The 24,697-nt window shown below is 61.9% G+C and carries 23 protein-coding genes; 7 read left to right on the top strand and 16 right to left on the bottom strand.

The features are described from left to right. Positions 1–186 precede the first annotated feature (186 nt). From JN756_RS14490 to JN756_RS14465, 6 genes are all read right to left on the bottom strand, one after another. Positions 187–1,311: an NAD(P)/FAD-dependent oxidoreductase gene (locus JN756_RS14490; RefSeq protein ID WP_057005525.1), complete on the bottom strand. Its 1,125-nt coding sequence runs from the start codon at positions 1,309–1,311 to the stop codon at positions 187–189. After that, entirely contained in the window at positions 1,304–2,926 is a 1,623-nt protein-coding gene (locus tag JN756_RS14485; protein ID WP_201022198.1) for a methionine--tRNA ligase, read from the bottom strand. Before JN756_RS14485 ends, JN756_RS14490 begins: the two co-directional genes overlap by 8 nt. Before the next feature lie 4 nt (positions 2,927–2,930). Beyond that, positions 2,931–4,055, bottom strand: coding sequence for an NAD(P)/FAD-dependent oxidoreductase (locus tag JN756_RS14480; protein WP_236255113.1), 1,125 nt, complete (start codon positions 4,053–4,055; stop codon positions 2,931–2,933). After that, the gene (locus tag JN756_RS14475; protein ID WP_201022197.1) at positions 4,052–4,405 is read right to left on the bottom strand and encodes a cupin domain-containing protein; all 354 of its coding nucleotides are present in this window, start codon (positions 4,403–4,405) and stop codon (positions 4,052–4,054) included. Before JN756_RS14475 ends, JN756_RS14480 begins: the two co-directional genes overlap by 4 nt. A 16-nt stretch (positions 4,406–4,421) precedes the next feature. Then, positions 4,422–5,762, bottom strand: a complete 1,341-nt coding sequence (locus JN756_RS14470) for a lysine N(6)-hydroxylase/L-ornithine N(5)-oxygenase family protein (protein WP_046383246.1) — start codon at positions 5,760–5,762, stop codon at positions 4,422–4,424. Between the two features lie 97 nt (positions 5,763–5,859). Next, positions 5,860–7,233: an MFS transporter gene (locus tag JN756_RS14465; protein ID WP_046383245.1), complete on the bottom strand. Its 1,374-nt coding sequence runs from the start codon at positions 7,231–7,233 to the stop codon at positions 5,860–5,862. 137 nt (positions 7,234–7,370) lie between these two features. On the opposite strand from JN756_RS14465, the gene JN756_RS14460 reads away from it, so the two are divergent. Next, on the top strand, positions 7,371–8,132 hold the full coding sequence (locus JN756_RS14460) for an ArsR/SmtB family transcription factor (RefSeq protein ID WP_046383244.1): 762 nt from the start codon (positions 7,371–7,373) through the stop codon (positions 8,130–8,132). On the opposite strand, the gene JN756_RS14455 is transcribed toward JN756_RS14460, so the two are convergent. From JN756_RS14455 to JN756_RS14435, 5 genes are all read right to left on the bottom strand, one after another. Next, entirely contained in the window at positions 8,107–8,772 is a 666-nt protein-coding gene (locus JN756_RS14455) for a glutathione S-transferase family protein (RefSeq protein WP_017847290.1), read from the bottom strand. The two genes, JN756_RS14460 and JN756_RS14455, sit on opposite strands and share 26 nt — an antisense overlap. After that, positions 8,769–10,238, bottom strand: a complete 1,470-nt coding sequence (locus tag JN756_RS14450; protein WP_201022196.1) for an FAD/NAD(P)-binding protein — start codon at positions 10,236–10,238, stop codon at positions 8,769–8,771. Before JN756_RS14450 ends, JN756_RS14455 begins: the two co-directional genes overlap by 4 nt. Continuing rightward, the gene (locus JN756_RS14445; RefSeq protein ID WP_108523979.1) at positions 10,235–10,669 is read right to left on the bottom strand and encodes a nuclear transport factor 2 family protein; all 435 of its coding nucleotides are present in this window, start codon (positions 10,667–10,669) and stop codon (positions 10,235–10,237) included. The genes JN756_RS14450 and JN756_RS14445 overlap by 4 nt, the downstream gene beginning before the upstream one ends. Before the next feature lie 115 nt (positions 10,670–10,784). Further along, positions 10,785–11,327 (bottom strand): ester cyclase, encoded by a 543-nt coding sequence (locus JN756_RS14440; protein ID WP_046383241.1) that lies wholly within the window; start codon positions 11,325–11,327, stop codon positions 10,785–10,787. A 25-nt stretch (positions 11,328–11,352) separates the two neighbouring features. After that, a complete protein-coding gene (locus JN756_RS14435; protein ID WP_046383240.1) occupies positions 11,353–12,360 on the bottom strand; it encodes a polysaccharide deacetylase family protein in 1,008 nt (335 codons plus the stop codon). Positions 12,361–12,461: 101 nt separating this feature from the next. On the opposite strand from JN756_RS14435, the gene JN756_RS14430 reads away from it, so the two are divergent. The 4 genes from JN756_RS14430 to JN756_RS14415 all read left to right on the top strand — a co-directional run bounded on the left by JN756_RS14430 (position 12,462) and on the right by JN756_RS14415 (position 19,411). After that, on the top strand, positions 12,462–13,358 hold the full coding sequence (locus tag JN756_RS14430) for a LysR family transcriptional regulator (RefSeq protein ID WP_169865883.1): 897 nt from the start codon (positions 12,462–12,464) through the stop codon (positions 13,356–13,358). 204 nt (positions 13,359–13,562) lie between these two features. Beyond that, positions 13,563–14,804, top strand: a complete 1,242-nt coding sequence (mexE, locus tag JN756_RS14425; RefSeq protein WP_046383238.1) for a multidrug efflux RND transporter periplasmic adaptor subunit MexE — start codon at positions 13,563–13,565, stop codon at positions 14,802–14,804. A gap of 15 nt (positions 14,805–14,819) precedes the next feature. Then, positions 14,820–17,999 (top strand): efflux RND transporter permease subunit, encoded by a 3,180-nt coding sequence (locus JN756_RS14420; protein ID WP_169865885.1) that lies wholly within the window; start codon positions 14,820–14,822, stop codon positions 17,997–17,999. After that, the gene (locus JN756_RS14415; RefSeq protein WP_046383236.1) at positions 17,996–19,411 is read left to right on the top strand and encodes an efflux transporter outer membrane subunit; all 1,416 of its coding nucleotides are present in this window, start codon (positions 17,996–17,998) and stop codon (positions 19,409–19,411) included. The genes JN756_RS14420 and JN756_RS14415 overlap by 4 nt, the downstream gene beginning before the upstream one ends. 85 nt (positions 19,412–19,496) lie before the next feature. On the opposite strand, the gene JN756_RS14410 is transcribed toward JN756_RS14415, so the two are convergent. The 4 genes from JN756_RS14410 to JN756_RS14395 all read right to left on the bottom strand — a co-directional run bounded on the left by JN756_RS14410 (position 19,497) and on the right by JN756_RS14395 (position 22,547). Beyond that, positions 19,497–19,886 carry a hypothetical protein gene (locus tag JN756_RS14410; protein ID WP_079443682.1) on the bottom strand — a complete coding sequence of 130 codons (390 nt, stop codon included), beginning with the start codon at positions 19,884–19,886 and terminating at the stop codon, positions 19,497–19,499. Continuing rightward, positions 19,876–20,823: a hypothetical protein gene (locus JN756_RS14405; RefSeq protein WP_201022195.1), complete on the bottom strand. Its 948-nt coding sequence runs from the start codon at positions 20,821–20,823 to the stop codon at positions 19,876–19,878. The genes JN756_RS14410 and JN756_RS14405 overlap by 11 nt, the downstream gene beginning before the upstream one ends. 409 nt (positions 20,824–21,232) lie before the next feature. Beyond that, entirely contained in the window at positions 21,233–21,610 is a 378-nt protein-coding gene (locus tag JN756_RS14400) for a hypothetical protein (RefSeq protein ID WP_201022194.1), read from the bottom strand. Further along, positions 21,600–22,547 (bottom strand): hypothetical protein, encoded by a 948-nt coding sequence (locus JN756_RS14395; protein WP_250690885.1) that lies wholly within the window; start codon positions 22,545–22,547, stop codon positions 21,600–21,602. Before JN756_RS14395 ends, JN756_RS14400 begins: the two co-directional genes overlap by 11 nt. A 430-nt stretch (positions 22,548–22,977) precedes the next feature. Between JN756_RS14395 and JN756_RS14390 the strand changes: the two genes are divergently transcribed. Then, a complete protein-coding gene (locus JN756_RS14390) occupies positions 22,978–23,226 on the top strand; it encodes a hypothetical protein (RefSeq protein WP_236255112.1) in 249 nt (82 codons plus the stop codon). 20 nt (positions 23,227–23,246) lie between these two features. Beyond that, on the top strand, positions 23,247–23,381 hold the full coding sequence (locus JN756_RS32105; RefSeq protein ID WP_268933225.1) for a hypothetical protein: 135 nt from the start codon (positions 23,247–23,249) through the stop codon (positions 23,379–23,381). 153 nt (positions 23,382–23,534) lie between these two features. Here JN756_RS32105 and JN756_RS14385 read toward each other — a convergent pair whose 3' ends face one another. Further along, positions 23,535–24,557 carry an AraC family transcriptional regulator gene (locus JN756_RS14385; RefSeq protein WP_046383234.1) on the bottom strand — a complete coding sequence of 341 codons (1,023 nt, stop codon included), beginning with the start codon at positions 24,555–24,557 and terminating at the stop codon, positions 23,535–23,537. Between the last annotated feature and the right edge of the window lie 140 nt (positions 24,558–24,697).

Here is a 24,697-nt window from a genome sequence, read left to right as displayed (position 1 = left end):
GTGTGGTTTCTTTTGAAAAGTGGGGGTTATCCCTCCCGTTGTCGGGTCAGTGCCTATCGACTGACAACACAATTCATGCCAAACCCATAAGCCTTTAAATTCAGCACCTTACGCAGAACCTAAGCCTGCGCGATCGCACAGTTTATTGAACTGCTGTTGCCCCACCAACAGCCTGAGCACGTCCCGTCAGCCGATAAACCGCTGCAGCGCAAACGGCGCCATCGCCGCCGACATCTCCCCCGTCAACACCCACTGCGCGATCGCCTGCCCGAACAACGGCGCGAACTTGAAACCATGCCCGCTCAACCCTGCCGCGACCATCAACCCCGGCACGCGCGGGTCCGGACCGAGCAGCGGATTACCGTCCGGCGTGTCGTCGAAGAACGACACGCGGCGCCCGATCGGCTGTGCGCCCAGTAGACGTTGCACGCGTTGCGCGGCGCGGTCACGGTAGGCCAACACCTGAGTGTCGCTGAAGGTGCCGTCGAAGGCATCCGGGTCGATGGGCGCCCCTTCGGCGCCGCCCAGCGCGCCGATCACGTAGCTGCCGGGGCGATCCGGGCGCAGGTAGAAGCCGACGTCGCGGTCGCAGTAGCCCGGCATCGGCTTATCCGCGCCGCAGACCTCGAGAATGCCCACGCATTGCCGTGTGGCGTGAATCGGCAGCGGCGCGCCGCACTCGGCGGCCAGTGCGGCGGCCCACGGCCCGGCGGCGTTGATCACATGGCTGCTGGCGATAAACCCGCAGTCGGTCTGCACGCCGATGACGCGGCCGGCCTGGCGCACAATCCGCCGCGCCGCCCGGCCCTCTTCGATCACCGCGCCCAGGGCGCTCGCACCGGCGGCAAAGCTGCGCGCGGTAAGACGCGGGTCGCAATAACCGGCGTCCGGTTCGTAGACCGCGCCCGCCAGGCCATCGGTGTACAGGTCCGGCACCCGCTCCCGTATCTGCTCGGGGCAGAGCCATTCAAGCGGCGCGCCCGCTGCCCGCAGACGCGCGACATTGGCCTGGGTGGTCGCTTGCGCGTGCCCGGCAATACCGGTCAGGAACCCCGTGCGCTGGTAGCCGCATGCGCCGGGATAGTGCTGCGGCCACTCGCGATAGGCCCGCACACCTTGCGTCGCCAGGTAGCTGAGGGCGGGGTCGGCATAGTAAGCCCGCACGATCCCCGGCGATGCGCCCGACGAACCGCTGGCAATCGCGCCTTTATCGAGCAGCCTGACCGACGCCCCGGCCCGCGCCAGGTGCCAGGCTGCGGCGGTACCGGTGGTGCCGGCGCCGATCACGATAACGTCGGCGTATTCATGCATCGTTGGTGGCCCCGGCAAGCACCACGCTGGCAGGCAGGCACGGCGCCAATGCGGCCGGCGACAGCGGCGCAAAGCGCGGGCGCGCCGAGGTCTGCGGACGTGGCTGCGAGGCAGCGTGCAGCGCCTGGATCAGCGGCAAAACGTCATGCCCCAGGCGCTGCCACAGGTACTCGGCCAGGCGCGGCATGATCGGCGCGGCCAGGTACGCCAGGCCCTTGAGCCACAGGTAGGCGTGGGCGGGCTGCGTGACGTCCAGGTCGGGGCGTTGCATCCATTGATGCAGCACGTCCCAGGCTTCGCGCACCGACACCGCGTCCAACCGGAAGGCCTGCCCCAACCGCGTAACGGCCAGCTCCAGGGCCGGCCACAGCGCCGGGTCGATGGACTGCGGCCGCGTGTGATCGAGGGCGGCCAGCGCCAGGTCGATGCGACCGTCGAGCGCACCGGCCAGGTCCACATTGACCACCTCGACAAACTCCTCCACGGCGAAGTTGGTTTCGCCCTGTTCGGGGCTTTCGCGGCTCAGGAAGTAACGCACCGCGTCGCTGGTCGCCGGGGTCTTTTCGACGATATCGGCGGCCCACACCACATGCAGGCGGCTGGTGGAAAACTTCGCGCCTTGCAGGTTGTAGAAGTAATTGGTCAACACGTAATCGAATGAGCGGTGATCCTGCAACGCATCCATCACCGCGACACTGCCGGCCAACAGCAGCACCGCGTTGTCGATGCCAAAACTGACCAGCGTCGTCACCTCGCTGCTGCGCAGCATGGCATGGCCGTGCTCGGGCGCCTGTTCCTGGGATCGGTCGGCGCAGGTCAGCGCATACTCCCAGCCCGACTCGAACAACACGCGCGGGTTGCCGAAGCGGTCCGGGCTCCAGGCAACGCCCCATTCGCCCGGCGCGGTCAGCCGCACCCGGCCGTTTTCCCGTTCCAGGAAGCGCGCAATCACCTCGACGATCGACGCCGGCGCACCGGAGGTCGCCATGCGCTGCAGCAACTGCTCGGGGTGGGCGACGGTCAGAAACAGGCTTTCGACCTCAACCCAGTGCAGGGGGCTGTCGCCCATGCGCGGTTGCGGGTCAAGCATGGCTTCCGGGCGAAACAGTGCGCCGCAGGCTTCGCAAAAATAGCCGCCCGCCCCCGCCCGGCAATACGGGCATTGCCCCAGCAGCCAGGCCCCCGCCATGTAGCGCCGGGTGTCCGGGCAATACAGCACGCGTTCGACCACGCTTTGCGTCACCCCGAGCGCCACCAGGCGCTCCACCGTGCGCTGGGCATTGCGCGCATGCTGCTGCGCATAGGGGCCTTGCACCAGGTCGAGGAAGTCATCCACCTCGACATCCAGCGCACGCAGGTCATGGGCGATTTGCCCGTGATAGTCGCGCACCACGGCTTCGGGCGTGCGCTGCTCTTGCAGGGCCTTCCACAGCACATAGGAGTCGAAGCCGTCGACCGCCGAGACCACGTCGACACGATGGCCCTGGCTGCGCAGGTAGCGCCCCAGCATGTCCATGCGCAAGTACGGCCCGGCGATATGCCCCAGGTGCAGCCTGCCGTTCGGAGTCGGCGGGATGGGCATCAGGAAGAAGGTTTGCGCGGCGATAGCGGTCATCTTTTCAATCCATCGAAACAGTAGAAAGGGTGGGTTTGGCGGTAGCGGGCGCATCGGGCCACTGGGCGACGAGCAGGTCCACGGCTTCGCGGGCAATGCCCGGTGCCAGGCGGAAACCGGCGCCGCTGCCGGCGCCGGCAAACACCAGGTTCTGCCCGGCGTCGAAGCTCACCTGCGACTCTCCGCCGGGGCTGTAGCTGTCGCAGAACACCCGGCCGCCGCGACAGCGGGCCACCAGCTCGGGCAGGTAGTGCGCCAGCGTGCGGGTGGCCACCTGTACATCGTGGCGGTTGATTTCCAGTGCGTGTTTGCGCGGCGCAACGTCCCATTCATCGCACCGGAAGCTGAACAACCACTGGTTACGCGCCGCCAATGGCATCAGGTAAGCGTCGGATTGCGGCAGGAACAGCGCCGCGGCGTTGCTCGGCGGTACGCCGTCGATATGCAGGGCCACCACCTTCTTCACTCGCAGCCCATGGCGCGCGGCAAGCGCGTCGAACGGCGGCTCGCTGACCCACGGCCCCGTGGCAACCAGGGTGCGGCGGGCGCGCAGCGTGGCGCCGTCGGCCAGGGTGATGCGCGTGCCGCTGCCCAGCGCATCGATCTGCTGCACGCCCACGCCTTCGATGCAGCGCACATGGGCACTGGCCAGGCTGTGGCCGATCAGCAACCGCGCCACCAGCGGTGGCTCATAGCTTTCGGCGGTGCCGCCACGCAACAGGCTTTCGTTCGCGCCAACCTTGAGTGAGGCGCCCAGGCGTAAGCCCAGGTCCGGCGCGCACAGGTCGGCGGGCTGAACCGGCGCATCGACCAGGGCCTGCTCGATGTCTGCGCTAAAGCTGCGTTCGGCCAGCCAGTACACCGGCGCCTGGGTGGTGCGGATGCCCAGGCGATCACGCAGGGCCCGATACAGCTCGGCGCTCTCCCCGGCCAGGCTCCGTTCGCGCGGCGAGCGGCCGGTGGCCAGCAGCACACCCGCCGAATGGGCGGTGGCCCCGTCGCCGATGCGGTAGCGGTCGATCAGCAGAATCTGCCAGTGGGGATAGCGTTGCGTCGCATGATGCAACGCCCAGGCACCGATAATGCCGCCTCCGACAATCACCAGGTCGAAGTGCTGCTCCATGCTCATGCCCACCACACCGAAAACACCTGGACCTGGGTCGTGCCGTTGTTGCGCGCGAAATGCGGCCGCCAGGGCGCGAAATAAAGGCTTTCGCCATTTCTGACCGCGTGCCAGGTGCCGTCGTAGAAGACGTCCAGCTCGCCGCCGCTGATAAACCAGATTTCGTTCACGGCGTGCTTGTCTTCGTCGGTCGCGCTGTGTGGCTCGAGGGTGAAACGCGATGACTGGATCGGCGCATTGGCCAGTTTGCCGGCAAAGTGGTGCAGGTACAGGCGCACGCCTTCCGGCGCCACGGACTCCTCGGTTTCTCGAATCACCGGGGCATTGCCGTTGGGAGCAAGTGTGATGGGTTCCATGACCGGGCTCCTGGGTCTAATTGGCGAGAGCGGTCAGGCGATCGAAACGCGCATCGCCGACCTCGTCGAATACTTCGTTGGCGCCCCATTGGACGAACGCCTCGGGCTCATCCAAGTCGTACAGGGCTTGCCCGCTGACGCTGTTGATGATGTTCGCGCAACGCCAGGGGATCAGGCCCAGGTTCGGGTCGGCGATGCCTTTCTGGCTGCGCGCGGCGTTTTGCACATAGATGGCCGAGCCCTGCGGCCCATCCCAGGCGACGGAATAGTCATCGTTGAAGACATACTCGCCGTTGCATCGGGTAATCCGTGATTCGAGCGCCGCCAGGCACGCCGGCATCTGGTAGGCATAGCCTGTACACAGCACCGCGGTGTCGGCACTCAGTTCCTCCTGCACCTGGCTGTGCCCGTGCGCCATCAACAGGCTCCAGTGATGGGGGCGCTGCTGAATCGCGGTCAACTCGCGCCCGGGCAGCAAGCGAATGTGACAGGGGTGCTGCAAGACGTGCTTGAGCTCGTACAGGCGGCGATAAATCGACTGCAACAACGCTTGGGAAATGCCATCGCTCGCCAGTTTCTGCTCGACCAGCAATGGCCGGCGCACGGCCTCGGGCTGGGCGAAAAAGTGGTCACTGTACTGCGGGGTGTAGAGCTCGTTGGTAAACGGCGACTCATCCAGCGGCGAAAAATTCCAGCGCCGCGAGACCCAGGTCACGCTGGCGGGCAAGGCGGCGGTGTCGGACAGCAGGTGCTGGATGATTTCGGCCCCGGTCTGGCCGCCACCGATCACCACCACGCGCTGGTCTTTGAAGCTGCGCTTGCGGGTCATGTACTGCGAGGAGTGAAACAGCGTATCGCCCAGATGCGCCTGCGCGCACGCCGGGATCGACGGTTGCTGCCCGGTGCCCAACACCAGGTGGCGCGCCGGTTGCGCCCAGGTATCGCCCTGGAGCAGGAACAGGCCGTTATCGAACGTCACCGAACGCACTTCGCTGTTGAAATGCAGATTCGGCAGCTGGCTGCACGCCCAGCGGTAGTACTGGTTGAACTCGCGGCGCAGCACCTGCTCGAAATGCGCGTTGATAAAACTGAGCAGCTGTTTTTTCTGCGCCAGGTAAGCGAGGAATGACAGCGGGTTGGACGGGTCCACCAGGCTGACCAGGTCCTTGAGGTAATGCACCTGCAGTTTGGCTTCGGGCACCATCATCCCCGCATGCCATTGAAATTCGCTGCTGCGCTCGAAGAACGCTGCGCTAATGCTCGGTTTGGGCTGGGCCAGCGCCGCCAGGCTAAGGTTGGCCGGACCGATGCCGATCCCCGCCATATCGACAACTGCAGGTGCAGAACGCAGATTCATGATCATTATCCCTATTGATGATGTTTTTCAGGTGCAGCGACGCCTCGCGAATGTCACGAAAACGTGCCGGGCAATCGCCTTTACAGGTGCAGGCCCATCAACTTTCCACGGGTTGCGCCGCCGGCGCTTTCAACACCAGGGCGGCCATCAGCATGGCGAGCAACGACAAACCGATGGCGACGCTGACGGCGACGTCGATGGCATCGCCCAGGGGCTGAATCGAGGTGAGCAAGGCGCCGAAGATCGCCACGCCGAAGGCGGAGCCGCTTTGGCGGCTGGCATTGAGTGTGCCCGCCGCCACCCCGGCCTTGGCGCGGTCGACCACACTCATCAGCACGGAGGTGGCGGCCGGGGTGATGATCCCGGCACCGAACCCCACGGCCGGGTAGCACACTGCGATACGCCAGTACGGTGCGTCACTGGCCAGGGCGAACAGGCCGATAAACCCCACGGTGTACAGGCCGAACCCCGCACACAGCACGGCGCGCGCGCCATACGCACGGGTCAGCCGGCCGCAGGTGAAGCTGCCCAGGGTGACCATGGCGGTCAATGGCAGGAAAGCCAGCCCGGTGTCCAGCGGCGACCAGCCACGCTCGCTCTGGAAGTACACGCTGAGCAGGAAAAACAGGCCATAGAACACCAGGGCCGATGCCAGCGACAGCAGCGTCGCCCCCGAGAACACCGGGTTGCGGAAATACTGCAGCGGCAGCATCGGGTCCTTGTGGCGGCTTTCGGTCACAAAGAACACGCACCAGGCGATACAGGCCACGAACACGCAGGCGTACACCCATTCGGAGTTCCACCCCAGCTTCGCCCCTTCAATCAGCACCGCCACCGAGGTCGCCAGCGCGATAATCGCGGCGACTTGCCCAGTGACGTCCAAGTGCCGGTTTGGCGCCAACGGTGCCGAAGACGGGATGCGCGAGGTCAGCCACACGCCCACCAGGGCGATCGGCACGTTGATCAAGAAGATGCTGCGCCAGCCGAACAGCTCGATCAGTACACCGCCCACCAGCGGTCCGGCCGCCATGGCGATGCCGCCGCACCCGGCCCACACGCCAATGGCGCCGGCGCGCTGGTGGGTCTGCGGGTAAGCGCTGTTGATCAACATCAAGGAACACGGCACCAGCAACGCGGCGCCCAGCCCCTGCAGGACCCGCGCACCGACCAACTCCGGCAGGTCGGTGGCCAGGCCACACAACGCCGAGGCCAGGGCAAACAGGCCGAGGCCGACGGCGTAGATTTTCTTCGCGCCGAAACGATCGCCCAGCAGGCCGCCCGTCAGCAGCAGGCTGGCGAAGGTCAGGGTATATGCGTTGATCACCCACTGCAGCCCGGTGATACCCGAGCCAAAGGTGCGGGAAATCGATTCAACTGCCACGTTGACAATCGAAGTGTCGAGGATAACGACCACATAGCTCAGACTCGTCGCAATCAGTACTTGTCGTTGGTAGCGAGTGTTGGAGGTCATGACCGCGAGCGTCCTTTAAGGGGGCGGCTCGACTATATGCAGCTTTCTGGGATAAACGCTTCGAGCTGTGTCGAAGTGTTTATGTTTATGTCATCCTGAAATCCGATTTCACCTGGCACAGCACGGAGTTCGACGGAATGACCCAGCCAAAAATCTCATCCATCGCCTACCTGATCGCCGAACCCGTGCGCGCAGTGATCCTGATCACCCTGGCAGATGGCAGTTCGATGTCTGCCAGCGCCTTGGCCGATGCCGCTGGCGTGACGCCGCAGACGGCCAGTTCGCACCTGGCGAAGCTGCTCGACGGCGGCTTGCTCACCGTGGAGATCAAGGGCCGCAACCGCTTCTATCAATTGGCCGGCCCCGATGTGTCCCATGTGCTGGAAAGCCTGGCGGCGGTCGCACCGCAAACCAGTTCGTGGCGTAGCCTGCCCAACCGTTCGGCCCATGAATTGCGTTTTGCCCGTTGCTGCTACGACCACCTGGCCGGCCAGGTCGGCGTAGCGGTGACCCAAGGCATGCTGGAGCAGGGTTTTCTCCTTGAAAGCGACGAGCGCGAATACGTGCTCACCCGGCGTGGTACCGAGTGGCTGCAGTCACTCAACCCGCAGGCCGGCGAGCCATGCTTGCACGACCACCTCCAGGCCCGCCGCTGCCTGGATTGGACCGAACGGCAACACCACATCGCCGGGCCGCTCGGCACCCACCTGCTGGAGACTTTTTGCCAGTTGGGTTGGCTGCGCCGAACCGCCGGCTCGCGCGCGGTACATGTGACCGGCTCGGGCTGGCGGGCATTCAAGCTGCATCTGGGGATTGAGCACCTGCGCCATCTCGAAGCACCGCTGCATGCCGTGACCCCGGCCAGGAAAACCCTTATGCCGGCACCTGTTGCGAGCTGAACAAGCGCTCGATTTCGGCGATGCGGCGCTCCTGGGCCACCCCGCTCTGCTGCCAGGCGAGCAGCGCATTGATCCGTGCGTACCAGGCCGCCACATGGGGATACTCCAGAAACGGCGCCTGGGTCCGCGGGATATGACTCAGCGGGGCCGCCAGGTCGATGTCCGCCAGGCTCAACGCGTCGCCCACCACAAAGCGCCGGGTGCGCAAGTGCCCGTCGAGCACCGCCGTGTAGCGGTGGATCGCCTGCAGCGCTTCGGCCACCAGGGTCGGGTTCTCGGCGCGGCCTTTGAGGCGGTCCATGAACCGCTGCTCGATCAGCACCGTGGGCCCGCGACGAAAATGCTCGGCGGCCCAGAACATCCATTTGAGCGTTTCGTACTTGGCGTTGCCCGCGGGCAGCAATGACGAGCCGGCCCGTTCCGCCAGGTAAATCATGATCGCCGAGGCTTCGAACAGCACCACGTCGCCGTCGACCAAGGTCGGGATCGTGCCGTTGGGGTTGAGCGCCAGGTACTCCGGCGTGCGGTTTTCGCCACTGAACAGGTCGAGGAAGACGAATTCGACCTCAAGCCCCAGGTAAGCGGCGGTCGTCAGTACGCGCCGGGTATTGCTCGAACCTCTGTCGCCATACACTTTCATGCCACTGCCTCGGTTGCGTGTTTGTCCATGAATGAAGGGTGCTCGGCGAGCAGCATCACCACCTCGCGGGCCTGGCGCACCGATTGGTACACCGAATTGACCATCGGCGCCGCCAGGTACGAGGCCATGCCCAGCAGCCAGATGTCTTCCGGCGCTTCGGCGCCGGGCAGGCTGACCTGCAACTGCGCTGACACATAAGGCGGCGTACACGGCGTTGCCGGCGGCACCTGCAGCTCAAGGCCGTTGCGCGAGGCATGGAAAAACTGTTTATGAAAACCGCTGGCGCACACCACCGCATCCACCGCCTCGATGCGCCCCTGGGCATCGTGGACCCGCCATTGGCCTTGCCACTCAAGCTGTGTCGGCAAGTGCGCGGCCAGTTGCAGGCGCCCTTCGTCGATCAGGCGCAGCAGCGTGGTTGCGGTCTGCAAAGGCACCGCGAACAGGTAACGCCCGACCGCTTCCCAGCAGTTTTGCAGCGCCGCCACGCGCACCGAGGGCGGCGCCGCGCGCAACTTCCCGTCGGCTAGGTCCATGCACTGCACCAACAGGTTCTGCCAGTCCGTCGCGCCCCGTCGGGCCAAGGCGACCTCGCCGCGCAGGCGCTGGATGGGCTCCGCGCTGCGATCGACTTGTTCGCGCAGCGAGCGGCCATTGATCGCCTTGGTCGCCCGCGCAACGATGCGCAGCAAGTGCCAGTACAGCTTGGGGTTTTCCAGGTCCAGCCGGGCGAATCGCGCTTCATCCAGGGCCACCGCGCCACGCCGGGGGGTGGCGGTACGCACGCCCGGCAAACGCCCGGAAGGCGACGCCATCAGCACCTGGTGCCCCGCGCCGCAGAGCAGCAACACACTGTCGACCGCCGACAGGCGACTGCCCAGCACCAAGACCCGTGACGGTTTATCCAGGCTGTCCAGCCAGGCCTTGGCCGGGTATGGCGTGGAGAAAATGCCCGGCGCGCCGACATGCGGGCTGACCAGCGGCGGCACGAACGGCGCGGCACTGCCGGTGCAGACCAACACGGCACAGGCGCGCAGGTCGCCGCCGTCATCCAGCACCAGGCGATAGTCGCCGCGAGCGACCGGCTGGATATGCCGCACCGTCGCCCGCACGATCCGATGTGCAATGCCCCGGGCCTCGGCCACATCGCGGTACTCGGCATAGCGTTGCTTGAGATAGCCCGCCACCCAGGTCCGTGGCACAAACGCGTCTTCGCCGACGTCGATGCCCTGCGCCTGGAGGTAACGCTGAAAGTCGTGCGGTTCATCGTCCAGTATCGACAGGGTCTGCACCGAGGTATTGCATAACAGCACGTCCTCGCAGACACCGAAGGCAATCGAGTCCGCCAGCCCCTCGGGATCGATGATGTCGATACGCTTGGCGTTGCCGGCGCGCACCAGTTGGATAAACGCCGCGACACCGGTCACCGACCCACCAATGATGGCAACCGCCGCACGCGGGTTCACAGCGCTTGCGCCTTCGCCAGCACTGGCGCCAGCAAGCGCACGCCATACCAGCCCCAATACACGCGGTGGCAGGTGATCAAGCCGTTTTCTATCTCCATCATTTCCATCAGGTCGACCTGCTCCCCCGTCGGCGTCTTGCGCGGGTATTCCCACGTCAGGTTGCGGCCGTTGATGAAGGCTTTATCGCTGCGATACCACTCAGCCAGGTCATTGGGAAAGCGGCGCTTGCTGTCCTCCATGAACCGCTGGATCGTCTCCCGGCCGACCAGCACGCCGCTGCCGTGGTCGGGGTAGATCGCCAGCACCAGCGGCGTTTCGAACACCGCCTGCTCGGCATACAACGCCGCCGTCGCGGCCAGGTCGCCGGCACAGACGCTGGCGTGCCAGGCTTCATAGATAGCCAGCAGGCCGGGATCGATGGACGCAGTCATGAGGTTTCCTCGCGTGGCAGCACCGCTGCTAATAGAAGCCGCAATTGTAAAAAATTGCCACCCCAGCATGCTTCGACCTGGCCCGAAGTGTCAGGCACGCGATGCCTCTCAAGGATTACAGGGCGCCCAACTGTTTCATCAAGGTGAGGTTGTCTTCGATGTGCCAGTTGGCGGCGATCTTGCCGTTGTCGATCTGATAGATATCGGTGGCGATAAAGTCCACGGGCTGCCCACCGCCCTTGATCTGGCCGAAGGTGCCGGTGAAGTGCCCGCGAAAATGCAGGTGAACCACCACGCGGTCGCCGGCGATGAGCATGTGTTCGACCTCGCAACGCAGGTCCGGCACCGCTTCACGAAACGCCCGGGAGGCGAGCAACGGGCCTTCGGGGCCTTGTTTACGTCCGGCCGGTGGGGTTTTGTCGATGAAATCTGCGGCCAGCGCCTCACGGGCCAGGCTTTCGTCGCCGGTATCCCAGAAGGTGTCATAACGGCGGGCGGCGGTTTCCATGAGCGCCAGTTGCGCAGGCGGGAGGCTCTTGTCCACCACCAGCACACCCGGCTTGACCAGTTCAGTGCTGGCCGCGAGGACGGCGCCGGAAAAGGTCGAGGTCAAGAGTGTGGCGATGAGGCAAACGCGCGCTATAGGTGAGGGTTTCATTGAAGAATCTCCTTGGGTGATGGGCTCAGAGGGTCTCGTGTTCGCGCAGGCTAAGCGGGCTTTTAAGGGTGTACTGCGCGATAGCGTCCTTGCGCATGAAGGCCACGCCGGGGTGGCGGTTGGCATAGCGCAAAAACTCATCCCAGACCCGGACCATTTGCGGCGTACCGCTGATGCGGTCGTGGGCGCTGATCGACATCATGCGGCGCCGGCTGCCGGCCTCTTCGTACAACTGGTCAAAGTCCAGCTTCACCTGTTCCAGGAACTGCGACGGTGAGTAGTTGCGGCCTTCGATCAAGACGATGTCGTTGTTGCGCAAGGTGTACGGAACCACCACGAAATCCTGGCCGTTGACCTGCTCGATAAACGGCTCGTCGCGACTCACATCGTCGATGTGATAGACGTAGCCAAGCTCTTGCAGCAGCGCCAGGGTGTTGGGGCCACGGCGCAGCCAATTGCAGTTGTAGCCGCTGACCGGCTGGCCGGTGACGTCCTGCACCATGCTCGCGGCCTGGCGCAGGAACGTGCGTTCTTCATCGCGGCTCATGGCAAATTGCGAACTCCAGCGCGGGCCATGGCCCGCCGCCTCGTGTCCGCGCGCGACGATTTCCCGGGCCAACTGCGGATGCCGCTTCACCGCATCGCCGATCATGTGGCTGGTGACCTTCACCCCATGCCGGTCCCAGAGGTCGAGCAGCCTGGGAATGCCTTCGCGGTAGCCATAGGCGAACCAGGTATTGGTGGCCGGGTCAGCGGGCACGCTGTCGGGGAAGTCCACCTTGGGAAACGGGCTGTCGGTGCCCTTCAGCGGTTGCCCACCGGCCTCGAACTGCATCGAGATCGAGACCACAAGCCGTGTGTCGCCGGGCCAGAAACCACCCTTGGCCTGGCGCGCAGCCGGTGCCGCCCCACTCTGCCCGGCCTGCGCCGCGCTCGCGTTGGCGCTGCCGAGCAGCGATCCGGCGGTCAACACCGCGGCGCCCGCGCCCGCCTGGGCCAGGAAGGTACGCCGTTGCAGGTTCACAGATGACATGACGGTAACTCCGTTGAATAAACACGGATGCAACGTTAGTCCTTTAGGTTTATTTTGATAATTGAGCTGAAATCAAAAATCACTTTCGGAAAAACCGAATAATGCTACTGAAGAACCTTGAGCTGTTTTTGCTGATCGTCGAGAAAGGCGGGCTGTCTGCCGCCGGCAGGGAACTGGGCTTATCGCCGGCCTCGGTGTCGGAACGGCTGGCGCAGTTGGAGAGTTTCTACGGCGCCAGCCTGCTCAAGCGCACCACCCGCGCGATCAACCTCACGGATGAAGGCCGCCTGCTGGTCGATGGCGCGCATCGCCTGTTGGCAGACGCCGACGAATTGCACACCAGCATTCGCCTGGGCGCCGACACCCTTTGCGGGCCGATCCGCCTCAGCGCCCCGCAAGACTTCGGTCGCCAATACATCGAGCCGATCCTTGCGCAGTTCATGCAGGAGCACCCGCAGGTCAGCATCGACCTGAACCTCAGCGATGGCTATGTCGACCCCGTCGGCCAGGGGATCGACTTCGCCGTGCGCTTCGGCGCGCTGGCCGACAGCACCCTGCATGCCCGCCTGATTGGCGAAAACCGCCGAGTGGTGTGTGCATCACCGCTGTACCTGGCGCGCCACGGCACCCCGCAACACCCCGAGGACCTGGCCGCGCACGAGTGCCTGGTGATGCGCTTCGGCGTCAATATTTCGCGGGAGTGGGCGTTCACGCAGCACGGGCAGACCCGCCGGATCATGGTGCGTGGCCGCCGCGTGGCGAACGACGGCGCGCTGGTCCGCCAATGGTGCCTGGCCGGCCACGGGATTTGCTTGAAATCGGTGTGGGACGTGCGTGCCGATCTCGACGCCGGCCGCTTGGTCGAGGTGCTCGAGGATTACGACCTGGGCCGCACAGCGCTGAACATCGTCTACCCGCCCACGCGCATTCAGCCCAGACGGGTGAGAATGTTGATAGAACGCATCGTTGCGCAGCTGGCGAGCGACAGTGCCAGGTAGGCATTGCGGCGTTCCTTGCAGCGCGCGCAACATGCCTTTGTCATCAAGCATATTGATAGCTGCCTAATGAAACCCGCAGACTAGAGGGCTCACTCCGCGCTTATATCATTCCGAATGATAGTTATCTTTGCTTCATTCGATTCGTGACCTAGCAGCTCCCCGCGCATGATCCGCCCATCTCAAATACATTGGCGGATACACCTCATGGAACAGACACTCAAACACTTACGCTTGCCCCTGGCGATTCTGGCCGTGGCGGTGATGAGCGCGTGCGGCAAAACCCCGGAACAAGCGGCCGCCATGCCTCCTGCAAAAATCAGCGTGGCCAAGGTGCTTGAGCAACCGGTCAACGAGTGGGACGAATTCACCGGACGCCTGGAAGCACCGGAAACCGTGCAGATCCGTCCACGGGTGTCCGGCCAGATCGATCAGGTGGCCTTCACCGAAGGCGCCCTCGTGAAGAAAGGCGACCTGCTGTTCCAGATCGACCCACGCCCGTTCCAGGCCGAGGTGCGCCGCCTCGAAGCCCAACTGCAACAGACCAAAGCCGCCGCCACCCGCAGCGATAACGAAGCGCAACGGGGCGAACGCCTGCGTCAGAGCAACGCGATCTCCGCCGAACTGGCCGACTCGCGCACCACCGCCGCCCAGGAAGCCCGCGCCGCTGTCGCCGGCATCCAGGCGCAGTTGGACCTGGCCAAGCTGAACCTGAGCTTCACCCGCGTCATCGCGCCGATCAGCGGCCGTGTCAGCCGTGCCGAGATCACCGCTGGCAACCTGGTCACCGCCGACGTCACCGCGCTGACCAGCGTGGTCTCCACCGACAAGGTCTACGCCTACTTCGACGCCGATGAGCGCGTGTACCTCAAGTACACCGAACTCGCCCGCCAGGGTCGCCGTGGCGCGACCACCCCGGTGTACCTGGGCCTGTCGAATGAAACCGGCAACCCGCACCTGGGCCAGATGAACTTCGTCGACAACCAGGTCAACCCGGCCACCGGCACCATCCGTGGCCGCGCGGTATTCGACAACAGCAAAGGCGAATACACCCCTGGCTTGTACGCCCGCCTGAAACTGGTCGGCAGCGGCACTTACTCCGCCGTGCTGATCAACGATGAAGCGGTCGGCACCGACCTGGGCAAGAAGTTCGTGCTGGTGATGGAAGGCGACAAGCCAGCCTACCGCTCGGTGGAACTGGGGCCGAAGATCGAAGGTTTGCGCATCGTGCGCAGCGGCCTGAACAAAGACGACACCATTATCGTCAAGGGCCTGCAGCGTGTGCGCCCGGGTGCGCCGGTCGCCCCGGAAACCATCCCGATGGCCAGCAAGGAAACCCTCGCCGCCTTGGCCCAACAACGACAAGCGCTTGAAGCCAGCAACCTGGAGCAAGTGGCGCCGGAAAAAACCGCGCCCAAGCTCGCAGCCGTCGCGACTCCACGCGGTTAAGGGATACGACTCAAGATGAATTTTTCCAAGTTCTTCATTTCGCGGCCGATCTTCGCAGCGGTGCTCTCGCTGTTGATCCTGATCGCTGGCGCGATCTCGCTGTTCCAACTGCCGATCAGCGAATACCCGGAAGTGGTGCCGCCGACCGTGGTGGTGCGTGCCAACTTCCCTGGCGCCAACCCCAAAGTCATCGGCGAAACCGTCGCCGCGCCGCTGGAACAGGCGATCACCGGCGTCGAGAACATGCTGTACATGTCCTCGCAGTCGACCGCCGACGGCAAACTGACCCTGACCATCACCTTCGCCCTGGGCACCGACCTGGACAACGCGCAGGTGCAGGTGCAAAACCGTGTGACGCGCACGCAACCCAAGCTGCCCGAGGAAGTGACGCGCATCGGTATCACCGTGGACAAGGCCTCCCCCGACCTGACCATGGTGGTGCATTTGACCTCCCCGGATCAGCGTTACGACATGCTTTACCTGTCCAACTACGCCTTGCTCAACATCAAGGACGAGTTGGCGCGCCTGGGCGGCGTGGGTGATGTGCAGCTGTTCGGCATGGGCGACTACTCCCTGCGCGTCTGGCTGGACCCGAACAAGACCGCTTCGCGCAACCTGACCGCCACCGATGTGGTGACCGCGATTCGCGAGCAGAACCGTCAAGTGGCCGCCGGTGCGCTGGGTGCGCCGCCTGCACCGAATGCCACCAGCTTCCAGTTGTCGGTGAACACCCAGGGCCGCCTGGTCACGGAAGAAGAGTTCGAGAACATCATCATTCGCGCCGGCGATAACGGTGAAATCACGCGCCTCAAAGACATCGCGCGGGTCGAGCTGGGTTCGAGCCAATACGCCCTGCGTTCGTTGCTCAACAACCAGCCGGCCGTGGCGATCCCGATCTTCCAGCGCCCAGGCTCGAACGCGATCCAGATCTCCAACGAAGTGCGCGACAAGATGGCGGAGCTGAAGAAGAGCTTCCCCGAAGGCATGGACTTCAGCATCGTCTACGACCCGACCATCTTCGTGCGCGGCTCCATCGAGGCGGTGGTGCATACCCTGTTCGAAGCGCTGATCCTCGTGGTGCTGGTGGTGATCCTGTTCCTGCAGACCTGGCGCGCCTCGATCATTCCGTTGGTGGCGGTGCCGGTCTCGCTGATCGGTACGTTTGCGGTGATGCACCTGTTCGGCTTCTCGCTCAACGCACTGTCCTTGTTCGGCCTGGTACTCGCCATCGGCATCGTGGTGGATGACGCCATCGTGGTGGTGGAGAACGTCGAGCGCAACATCGAGCTGGGGCTGGAACCGTTCCAGGCGACTGAAAAGGCCATGAGCGAAGTGACCGGGCCGATCATCGCCACGGCACTGGTGCTGTGCGCCGTGTTCATTCCCGCAGCCTTCATCAGCGGCTTGACCGGGCAGTTCTACAAGCAGTTCGCCTTGACCATTGCGATTTCGACGGTGATCTCGGCCTTCAACTCGCTGACCTTGTCCCCTGCCCTGGCTGCCGTGTTGCTGCGCAGCCATGACGCGCCGAAGGATCGTTTCTCCAAGGTGCTCGACAAGCTGTTGGGGGGCTGGTTGTTCCGGCCGTTCAACCGCTTCTTCGAAAAAGCCAGCCATGGCTACGTCGGCACCGTGCGCCGGGTGATCCGCGGCAGCGGCATCGCGCTGTTCCTGTACGCCGGCCTGATGGTGCTGACGTGGTTCGGGTTTGCCCACACCCCGACCGGTTTCGTACCGGCCCAGGACAAGCAATACCTGGTGGCTTTCGCCCAATTGCCGGACGCCGCGAGCCTGGATCGCACCGAAGACGTGATCAAGCGCATGTCCGACATCGCCCTGAAACAGCCGGGCGTGGAAAGCGCCGTGGCCTTCCCGGGCCTGTCGATCAACGGGTTCACCAACAGCCCGAACAGCGGCATCGTGTTCGTGACCCTCAAACCGTTCGACGAGCGTAAAGACCCGAGCATGTCCGCCGGTGCGATTGCCGGTGCGCTGAACGGCAAGTACAGCGACATCCAGGAAGCCTACATGGCGATCTTCCCACCGCCGCCGGTACAGGGCCTGGGCACCATCGGCGGGTTCCGCCTGCAGATCGAAGACCGTGGCAACCTGGGTTACGAAGAGCTGTACAAAGAAGTGCAGAACGTCATCACCAAGAGCCGCACCACGCCGGAGCTGTTCGGCCTGTTCACCAGCTACACGGTCAACGTGCCCCAGGTCGATGCCGCCATCGACCGCGAAAAGGCCAAGACCCACGGCGTGGCGATCAGCGACATCTTCGACACCCTGCAGATCTACCTGGGTTCGTTGTATGCCAACGACTTCAACCGCTTCGGCCGCACCTACCAGGTCAACGTGCAGGCTGAACAGCAGTTCCGCCTGGATGAAGACCAGATCGGCCAGCTGAAAGTGCGCAACAACAAAGGCGAGATGATCCCGCTGGCGACCTTCATCAAGGTCAGCGACACCTCCGGCCCGGACCGCGTAATGCACTACAACGGCTTCATCACCGCGGAAATCAACGGCAACGCTGCACCGGGCTACAGCTCCGGCCAGGCCCAGGCCGCGATTGAAAAACTGCTGAAGGATGAACTGCCCAACGGCATGACCTACGAGTGGACCGACCTGACGTATCAGCAAATCCTCTCGGGCAACACCGCGCTGTTCGTGTTCCCGCTCTGTGTGCTGCTGGCGTTCCTGGTACTGGCCGCCCAATACGAAAGCTGGAGCCTGCCGCTGGCGGTGATCCTGATCGTACCGATGACGCTGCTGTCGGCCATCACCGGGGTGATCATCTCGGGCGGCGACAACAACATCTTCACCCAGATCGGCCTGATCGTGCTGGTGGGCCTGGCCTGTAAGAACGCGATTCTGATCGTCGAGTTCGCCAAGGATAAACAGCAGGAAGGCCTCGACCCGCTCGCCGCGGTGCTGGAAGCCTGCCGTCTGCGGCTGCGGCCGATCCTGATGACCTCGTTCGCCTTCATCATGGGTGTGGTGCCCCTGGTGCTGTCCAGCGGTGCCGGTGCCGAAATGCGGCATGCCATGGGCGTGGCGGTGTTCTCCGGGATGATCGGGGTGACCTTCTTCGGGCTGTTGCTGACACCAGTGTTCTACGTACTCATCCGTCGCTATGTGGAGCGCCAGGACGCGCGCAAAGCGGCCAAGGCCTTGAAGCTGGAGACACAGCAATGAGTGTGAAAGTCTTTCTGCCGAGCTTGCTGGTCCTGGCGCTGAGCGCCTGTGCCGTGGGCCCGGACTACACAACCCAGACCCCGGAGGCGGCCAATATCACGGCTGCCGCCGATGCCAAAAAATACGACCACGGGAAATTCGAAGGCATCTGGTGGCAGCAGTTCGACGACCCGACTCTGAACCAGTTGGTGACCCAGTCGCTGAGCGGTAACCGCGACCTGCGTGTGGCGTTTGCCCGCCTGCGGGCCGCACGGGCGATCCGCGATGACGCCAGCAACGACGCGATGCCGACCATCACCAGCCGCGCCAGCAGTGACCTGGCCAAGGGGCAAATCCCTGGCCAGACCACCAAGCGCGTCAACAGCGAGCGTTATGACCTGGGCCTGGACATGGCCTGGGAGTTGGACCTGTTCGGCCGCATCCAGCGCAACCTGGAAGCCACCGACGCCGACCAGCAAGCGGCCGAAGCCGACTTGTACCAGCTGCAAGTCACGCTGATTGCCGAACTGGTGGACGCCTACGGTCAACTGCGCGGCGCGCAACTGCGTGAACGCATCGCCCTGGACAACCTGAAGAACCAACAGGAGTCGCGCACCATCACCGTCAGCCTGCGCGATGCCGGTGTGGGCGACCAACTCGACGTGGAACGTGCCGACGCGCGCCTCGCGGCGGTGGAAGCCAGCGTGCCGCAACTGCAGGCCGAACAAGTGCGCGAGCGCAACCGCATCGCCACCCTCCTCGGCCAGCGCCCCGACAAGCTGAGCGTGGACCTGAGCCCGAAAGACTTGCCGGCGATTGCCAAGGCGCTGCCGATCGGCGATCCAGGGCTACTGCTGCAACGGCGCCCGGACATTCTGAGTGCCGAACGCAAACTGGCATCCGCCACCGCGCGCATCGGCGTGGCCAAGGCCGACCTGTTCCCACGGGTCAGCCTCAGCGGCTTCCTCGGCTTCACCGCCGGGCGCGGTTCGCAGATCGGTTCATCCGCGGCGAATGCCTGGGCCCTTGGCCCGAGCATCACCTGGGCCGCGTTTGACCTGGGCAGCGTGCGTGCACGCTTGCGCGGCGCCGATGCCGAGGCCGATGGCGCCCTGGCCAACTACGAGCAGCAAGTGTTGCTGGCGTTGGAAGAATCCGAGAACGCCTTCAGCGACTACGGCAAGCGTCAGCAACGCCTGGTCTCGCTGATCCGCCAAAGCGAATCCAGCCGCGCCGCCGCCGACCTCGCGGCGATCCGCTACCGCGAAGGCACCGTGGACTTCCTCGTGCTGCTCGACGCACAACGCGAACGCCTGGCCGCCGAAGACTCTCAGGCCCAGGCCGAGGTTGATCTGTATCGCGGGATTGTTGCGATCTACAAGGCGCTGGGTGGCGGTTGGCAGCCGGATACGGTGGTCGCTACGGCCAAGTGATGTAAAGAGCTCCTTTGGTTGGTCGCATCCAGCCAATTTTTAGCCCCGTGGTCCGTTTGGTCATGGGGCTTTTTTTGTGTCGCAGTTACTGATGTAGCCACTTATACAAGATGTCAGCGGTGGCGCTCATTAGAAAAAGCACTCCAACAAGCAGGGTTCCCTGAAGCAATCGCTTGAGGTTACGAGGAAAGGCTTGTACCTGCTGCCAATCCACTGCACCTCGTTTTACGTTCCACTTTGGTAGAACAACCGCTGCGGTGACGGCAGATAGTCGAATCATTCTTCCTCGAATCGAATTACCCCAAACACGTTGATTGGGTGTGATAAGACTGCATTTGTTTAGAAGATATTCCATTTCGTCGAGTCTTCGATAAGCCAGGTATATCAAAACCACAAAGGCGATGAAGACCAAAAAAAACAGAGTCAAATCAAACCAGAGCTTCAGCGGATGATAAATAAAACAATCAATACTCATATAGTTTCTCTCCTAAATGCTCGCCCAGATCCCCTCCACGACTGCCCATGACAGCGCCTACGGTCCCGCCGCCGATCAACAAACAACTTAATGATAGCGGTCCTGTAGTGGGCCCCAACACAACGAAACATAACGTGGCCGCCGCATAGCCCCCCACTAAACCACCAGCAACCCCGCCTACTAACCTACTCGTTTCCACATACTTAGCCTTCGTACACTGCTCCTCCCTCCCCGTGGAACAGGCTTCCTTGATCTCCAGCCCAGTGGACGCAGCGCTCAAAGCAATCCCCAACGGCGTCCCTGCCTTGAGCACTTTCGCCACCCTGGAAATCCGCGCAATCCTCTCGGCATACCGGCTGATCTCTCCAGTATGCAAATAACTCTTGGTGGAAATACCGAGCATTTTCTTGATCGAGCCTTCATTACGCAAACCCGTGCCGTAACGGGCAAACCCGCGCAGTTGTGCCTCCAGTTTGGCGAACAGCGTTTGGCGACGCGCCAAAAACTCATCCCGCGCTGCGCCACCGCCTCGGCGCAATACCTGTTTATGCAGGGCATCGATTTCTTCCAGGGTTTTGACGATCGCCTTCAAGTGGTGATTCCACGCATCTCCCGCCGTGCCGATACCGAGCGACGTGTAGCCGAGCAGTTTCTGCAACAAATCGTAGTTTTGCAAAGCAAAGGCGTCGCCCCCTTCGGCCATCACGCTATGGCGGATACGCCAGGCGGATTGCATCAGCAGATGCTCTTCCGGCTTGCACAACACCGTGGAGTCATCACCGATGATGACCAACTGCCCCGGCAACACCACAACGTTCCGGATATGGGTATTGAGCATGTCGAACTTAGCTTCGGCGTGCTGGCTCAAGCGCAATCTTGCCTTGAGTTCAACTGAGGTTTGTTGCCAATCATTGATAAACGCGTAGGGCTGAGACATTAAAAACCTCTCAGCCGCAGTGGGCGAAGGGAACCGGTTGATGTGAGCCTGTTGCTTGCCATGCATGCATTCCTGATTGAATGAAGATGGCGTCGTAATCTAATTAACGGCTCAAGCGTTGTCGCGGATTTACCAGATAAATTCGCGCATCGTCGATCAACTTTGGAAATGGACTTCCCCTCGCCTACCAATAGCTGCCAGACACTTCCTAATAGCTATTCCAATGGAATAATTTCGTTAAACAATATGACTGCGGCAACGTAACTGACGCGAAATACCAGCAGCACCAGATGATGTAAAGAGTTTCTTTGGTTGGTCGCAACCAGCCAGTTTTTGCCCCGCACTCCATTCAGTCACGATGCTTTTTTTGGCTCCTCAACTGAAAAAAATAGTCCTACTGAACATTGTTTCATTTATGCAGCCAAAAAACGATGCCGTACATAAAGACAACGACGATGACGAAATAGATACCACGGAACAAGTTTTTCAGACAGCGAGGAAATTCCTGAACTTGCTGCCAGTCAATGACACCACGTTTTAAGTTCCGCTTTGGCAGCAATACTGCTACTGCGACCGCGCCGAATCGCATCATTCTCCCTCGCGGTGAGTTACCCAAAAACTGGGCGTGAAACACAACGAAACTGCATTTATTCAGAAGGCGCTCCATGTATTCCAAACGCCGATAGGCCAGAAAAACATAGATCAGCAAGGCAACGCCGAGTGAAATACACAACGCTATTTCAAACCAGAAAATGATATGAGAACTTAGGAAATCGTTAATATTCATAGAGCTTTTCACCCACTAATTCCCCACCCCTACTGCCAAGCGCGCCTCCTGCGACGCCGCCCGCCGCGCCACCGATTAATAGACAAGCCAGCGAACCTGGACCCGTTGTTGGTACCAGTACGGCAAGACACAAACTCGATCCAATCAACCCTCCGGCAGCGCCTAATGAAACGCCTCCTGCCAGCTTCCCCACCTCCACATACTTAGCCTTCGTACACTGCTCCTCCCTCCCCGTGGAACAGGCTTCCTTGATCTCCAGCCCAGTGGACGCAGCGCTCAAAGCAATCCCCAACGGCGTCCCTGCCTTGAGCACTTTCGCCACCCTGGAAATCCGCGCAATCCTCTCGGCATACCGGCTGATCTCTCCAGTATGCAAATAACTCTTGGTGGAAATACCGAGCATTTTCTTGATCGAGCCTTCATTACGCAAACCCGTGCCGTAACGGGCGAACCCGCGCAGTTGTGCCTCCAGTTTGGCGAACAGCGTTTGGCGACGCGCCAAAAACTCCTCCCGCGCTGCGCCACCGCCTCGGCGCAATGCCTGTTTATGCAGGGCATCGATTTCTTCCAGGGTTTTGACTATCGCCTTCAAGTGGCGATTCCAAGCATCCCCCGCCGTGCCGATACCGAGCGACGTGTAGCCGAGCAGTTTCTGCAACAAATCGTAGTTTTGCAGGGCAAAGGCGTCGCCCCCTTCGGCCATCACGCTATGGCGGATACGCCAGGCGGATTGCATCAGCAGATGCTCTTCCGGCTTGCACAACGCCGTGGAGTCATCACCGATGATGACCAACTGCCCCGGCAGCACCACAACGTTTCGAATATGGGTATTGAGCCTGTCGAACTTGGCTTCGGCGTGCTGGCTCAAGCGCAATCTTGCCTTGAGTTCAACTGAGGTTTGTTGCCAATCATTGATAAACGCGTAGGGCTGAGACATTAAAAAACTCTCAGCCGCAGTGGGCGAAGGGAACCGGTTGATGTGAGCCTGTTGCTTGCCATGCATGCATTCCTGATTGAATGAAGATGGCGTCGTAATCTAATTAACGGCTCAAGCGCTGTCGCGGATTTAGCCGGTGGATTTGCACGCGGTAGATCAATTTGGGAAATAGACTACCCCTCGCAAGCTAATCGCTGTCAGACACTTCCTCGCATCTATTCCAACAGACTGTTTTCGTTAAATAACATGACCACAGTAATGCAACGGGCACGAAGGCCATCAGCGCCTTCTGATGTAAAAATCTCCTTGGATTGGTCGCATCCAGCCAATTCTTTGCCCCACGGCCCATTCGGTCACGGCACTTTTTTAAAGTAGGTACAAGAGTGGCCCGATATAAAAGTGTACGTTTCGACTAATGAAGGATTTCACTATGGCCGTTTTATTGACCGCGGAACAAATGAGGTACACCAAAGCGTCTAACCCGTTCCAGATAAAGAACCCGAAACAGGTTATCAATACATTCACGATAACGGAAGAATCAAAAGCTTCGGACACGTTGAAGCTTCGAAAACAAGAGTTGATTGATGATCTGAAAGCATTTTTGAAAGACTACGACATGACATCGATCACCACCAACGAACTAAAAACGTCGGCAGACGGTTTTATGAAAACGACGTAATTGATGGCGAGGCGTTTCATATGCTCATATCTGGTCTGGGTGCTTTTGATGCCAACGGCCAGCAAGCTGAAACAGACGTAAAATACAAGGCAATCGCCTTATTTAACGAAAGCTGGACGATTGCCTTTCGTTTCTTGAAAGCCATCCCAACGTGAAGCGGTCACAAGGCATCCCCGAATATGTTCAAGGCATGTTCGCTGCCAATCATGCAATCAATGCACGGGCATTTTTTGTTAATTCTTCCCGCAGTGATCTCTCGATAGAGGAGCGTGCCTGAGTTTGGCTCTTTATCCCGTACACCCACTCCATCACAGGCGATTTGTCTCGTTCAAAATCAAACTACGATAATGCCCCGGATTCGACCCGACCCATTTACGAAACGCCTTGTAGAACGAACTGGCATCGGCAAATCCCAATCGCGTGGCAATTTCGGCAAAGCTGATCTGCGGTTCGGCCAGCCAGACAATCGCCAACTCTTTGCGCACGCTGTCCTTGAGCCCCTGATACGTTTGCCCCTCTTCCGCCAAGCGGCGGCGCAGGGTCGAGGCGGAGATGCACAGGTTGGCGGCCAGGCCGTCGGTTTCCGGCCAGATGTCGGGCGGCATCTGGCGCAGGTCGTGCTTGATGCGCGTGGCCAGGCTGTCGGGGTCGCGGTATTTGACCAGGATATTGGCCGGTGCGTGGCCAAGGAAACGCTTGAGTTCTTCGGCGCTGCGCTTGATCGGTAGGTCGAGGCAATCGGCGGAGAAGATCATGCGCGTGCGCGGCCGGTCGAAACGCAGGTTGTCGGAGAACATCACCCGGTAATCGTCACAAAAATCCGGTTGTGGACAGCGCAGTTCGATGGCCAGGATCGGTATACGCCGCCCCGCGAGCCAACAGGCGACGCCGTGGACGATCATCCAATAAGTGAAATAGCTGAACGCCCGGCGCGGCTCGGGCTCGGTTTCGAGCAGCACGATTTCCGCCAGGCTTTGCTGGCGCACCAGTTGGGCAGGCAAATGCTCGAACATCAATGACAGGAACGCCAAGCCGGTTTCCAGCCCGGCCGCCACCGTCGGTTGAGCCATGGCCACGCGGCACAGAAACGCCAGGCTGCCGGACTTGAGCGGGCGCGGGTCCATGCCAAAAAACTCATCGTCCAGGCGCCGCGCCAACAGGCGCCACAACCGAGCGTAGGTCGTGGCCGAGACACGTGCACCAGGCTGCAACAGCAGCTCGGGAGCAATGCCCGCCTTGCTCAAGGCCTCAACGCTCGCTGCTCCCGACGCGCAGCTCTGCAACAGGGCTTCGCGCACAAGATGGATGGAGATGGTGTCTTTTTCCGACATGGGTGTGGGGCAATCCAACGGCACAAAAGGTGGGGTGCATCATAAGGGCGCTTGAGCTTTGCCACCACCGTTCAGCCGCCGTTCAGTAAAGGTCAATGTTTCTTGTTTGGCAATGAGTATCATTATGTTACAACTTAGCT

It is taken from the genome of Pseudomonas sp. Y39-6, assembly GCF_023651955.1.
Classification (GTDB): Bacteria; Pseudomonadota; Gammaproteobacteria; order Pseudomonadales; family Pseudomonadaceae; genus Aquipseudomonas; species Aquipseudomonas veronii.
The sequence above is the reverse complement of the archived record's forward strand: the minus strand, read 5'-3'. Positions and strand labels throughout refer to the sequence as shown.

What these genes read in the sequence shown, in the direction of transcription:
- JN756_RS14475 (WP_201022197.1), bottom strand. Translation starts at nt 4,405, where the DNA reads ATGGAACCCATCACACTTGCTCCCAACGGCAATGCCCCGGTGATTCGA.
- JN756_RS14490 (WP_057005525.1), bottom strand. Translation starts at nt 1,311, where the DNA reads ATGCATGAATACGCCGACGTTATCGTGATCGGCGCCGGCACCACCGGT.
- JN756_RS14410 (WP_079443682.1), bottom strand. Translation starts at nt 19,886, where the DNA reads ATGAGTATTGATTGTTTTATTTATCATCCGCTGAAGCTCTGGTTTGAT.
- JN756_RS14395 (WP_250690885.1), bottom strand. Translation starts at nt 22,547, where the DNA reads ATGTCTCAGCCCTACGCGTTTATCAATGATTGGCAACAAACCTCAGTT.
- JN756_RS14415 (WP_046383236.1), top strand. Translation starts at nt 17,996, where the DNA reads ATGAGTGTGAAAGTCTTTCTGCCGAGCTTGCTGGTCCTGGCGCTGAGC.
- JN756_RS14400 (WP_201022194.1), bottom strand. Translation starts at nt 21,610, where the DNA reads ATGAATATTAACGATTTCCTAAGTTCTCATATCATTTTCTGGTTTGAA.
- JN756_RS14445 (WP_108523979.1), bottom strand. Translation starts at nt 10,669, where the DNA reads ATGACTGCGTCCATCGATCCCGGCCTGCTGGCTATCTATGAAGCCTGG.
- JN756_RS14460 (WP_046383244.1), top strand. Translation starts at nt 7,371, where the DNA reads ATGACCCAGCCAAAAATCTCATCCATCGCCTACCTGATCGCCGAACCC.
- JN756_RS14430 (WP_169865883.1), top strand. Translation starts at nt 12,462, where the DNA reads ATGCTACTGAAGAACCTTGAGCTGTTTTTGCTGATCGTCGAGAAAGGC.
- mexE (WP_046383238.1), top strand. Translation starts at nt 13,563, where the DNA reads ATGGAACAGACACTCAAACACTTACGCTTGCCCCTGGCGATTCTGGCC.
- JN756_RS14455 (WP_017847290.1), bottom strand. Translation starts at nt 8,772, where the DNA reads ATGAAAGTGTATGGCGACAGAGGTTCGAGCAATACCCGGCGCGTACTG.
- JN756_RS14440 (WP_046383241.1), bottom strand. Translation starts at nt 11,327, where the DNA reads ATGAAACCCTCACCTATAGCGCGCGTTTGCCTCATCGCCACACTCTTG.
- JN756_RS14390 (WP_236255112.1), top strand. Translation starts at nt 22,978, where the DNA reads ATGGCCGTTTTATTGACCGCGGAACAAATGAGGTACACCAAAGCGTCT.
- JN756_RS14470 (WP_046383246.1), bottom strand. Translation starts at nt 5,762, where the DNA reads ATGAATCTGCGTTCTGCACCTGCAGTTGTCGATATGGCGGGGATCGGC.
- JN756_RS14405 (WP_201022195.1), bottom strand. Translation starts at nt 20,823, where the DNA reads ATGTCTCAGCCCTACGCGTTTATCAATGATTGGCAACAAACCTCAGTT.
- JN756_RS14435 (WP_046383240.1), bottom strand. Translation starts at nt 12,360, where the DNA reads ATGTCATCTGTGAACCTGCAACGGCGTACCTTCCTGGCCCAGGCGGGC.
- JN756_RS14465 (WP_046383245.1), bottom strand. Translation starts at nt 7,233, where the DNA reads ATGACCTCCAACACTCGCTACCAACGACAAGTACTGATTGCGACGAGT.
- JN756_RS14480 (WP_236255113.1), bottom strand. Translation starts at nt 4,055, where the DNA reads ATGAGCATGGAGCAGCACTTCGACCTGGTGATTGTCGGAGGCGGCATT.
- JN756_RS32105 (WP_268933225.1), top strand. Translation starts at nt 23,247, where the DNA reads ATGCTCATATCTGGTCTGGGTGCTTTTGATGCCAACGGCCAGCAAGCT.
- JN756_RS14420 (WP_169865885.1), top strand. Translation starts at nt 14,820, where the DNA reads ATGAATTTTTCCAAGTTCTTCATTTCGCGGCCGATCTTCGCAGCGGTG.
- JN756_RS14485 (WP_201022198.1), bottom strand. Translation starts at nt 2,926, where the DNA reads ATGACCGCTATCGCCGCGCAAACCTTCTTCCTGATGCCCATCCCGCCG.
- JN756_RS14385 (WP_046383234.1), bottom strand. Translation starts at nt 24,557, where the DNA reads ATGTCGGAAAAAGACACCATCTCCATCCATCTTGTGCGCGAAGCCCTG.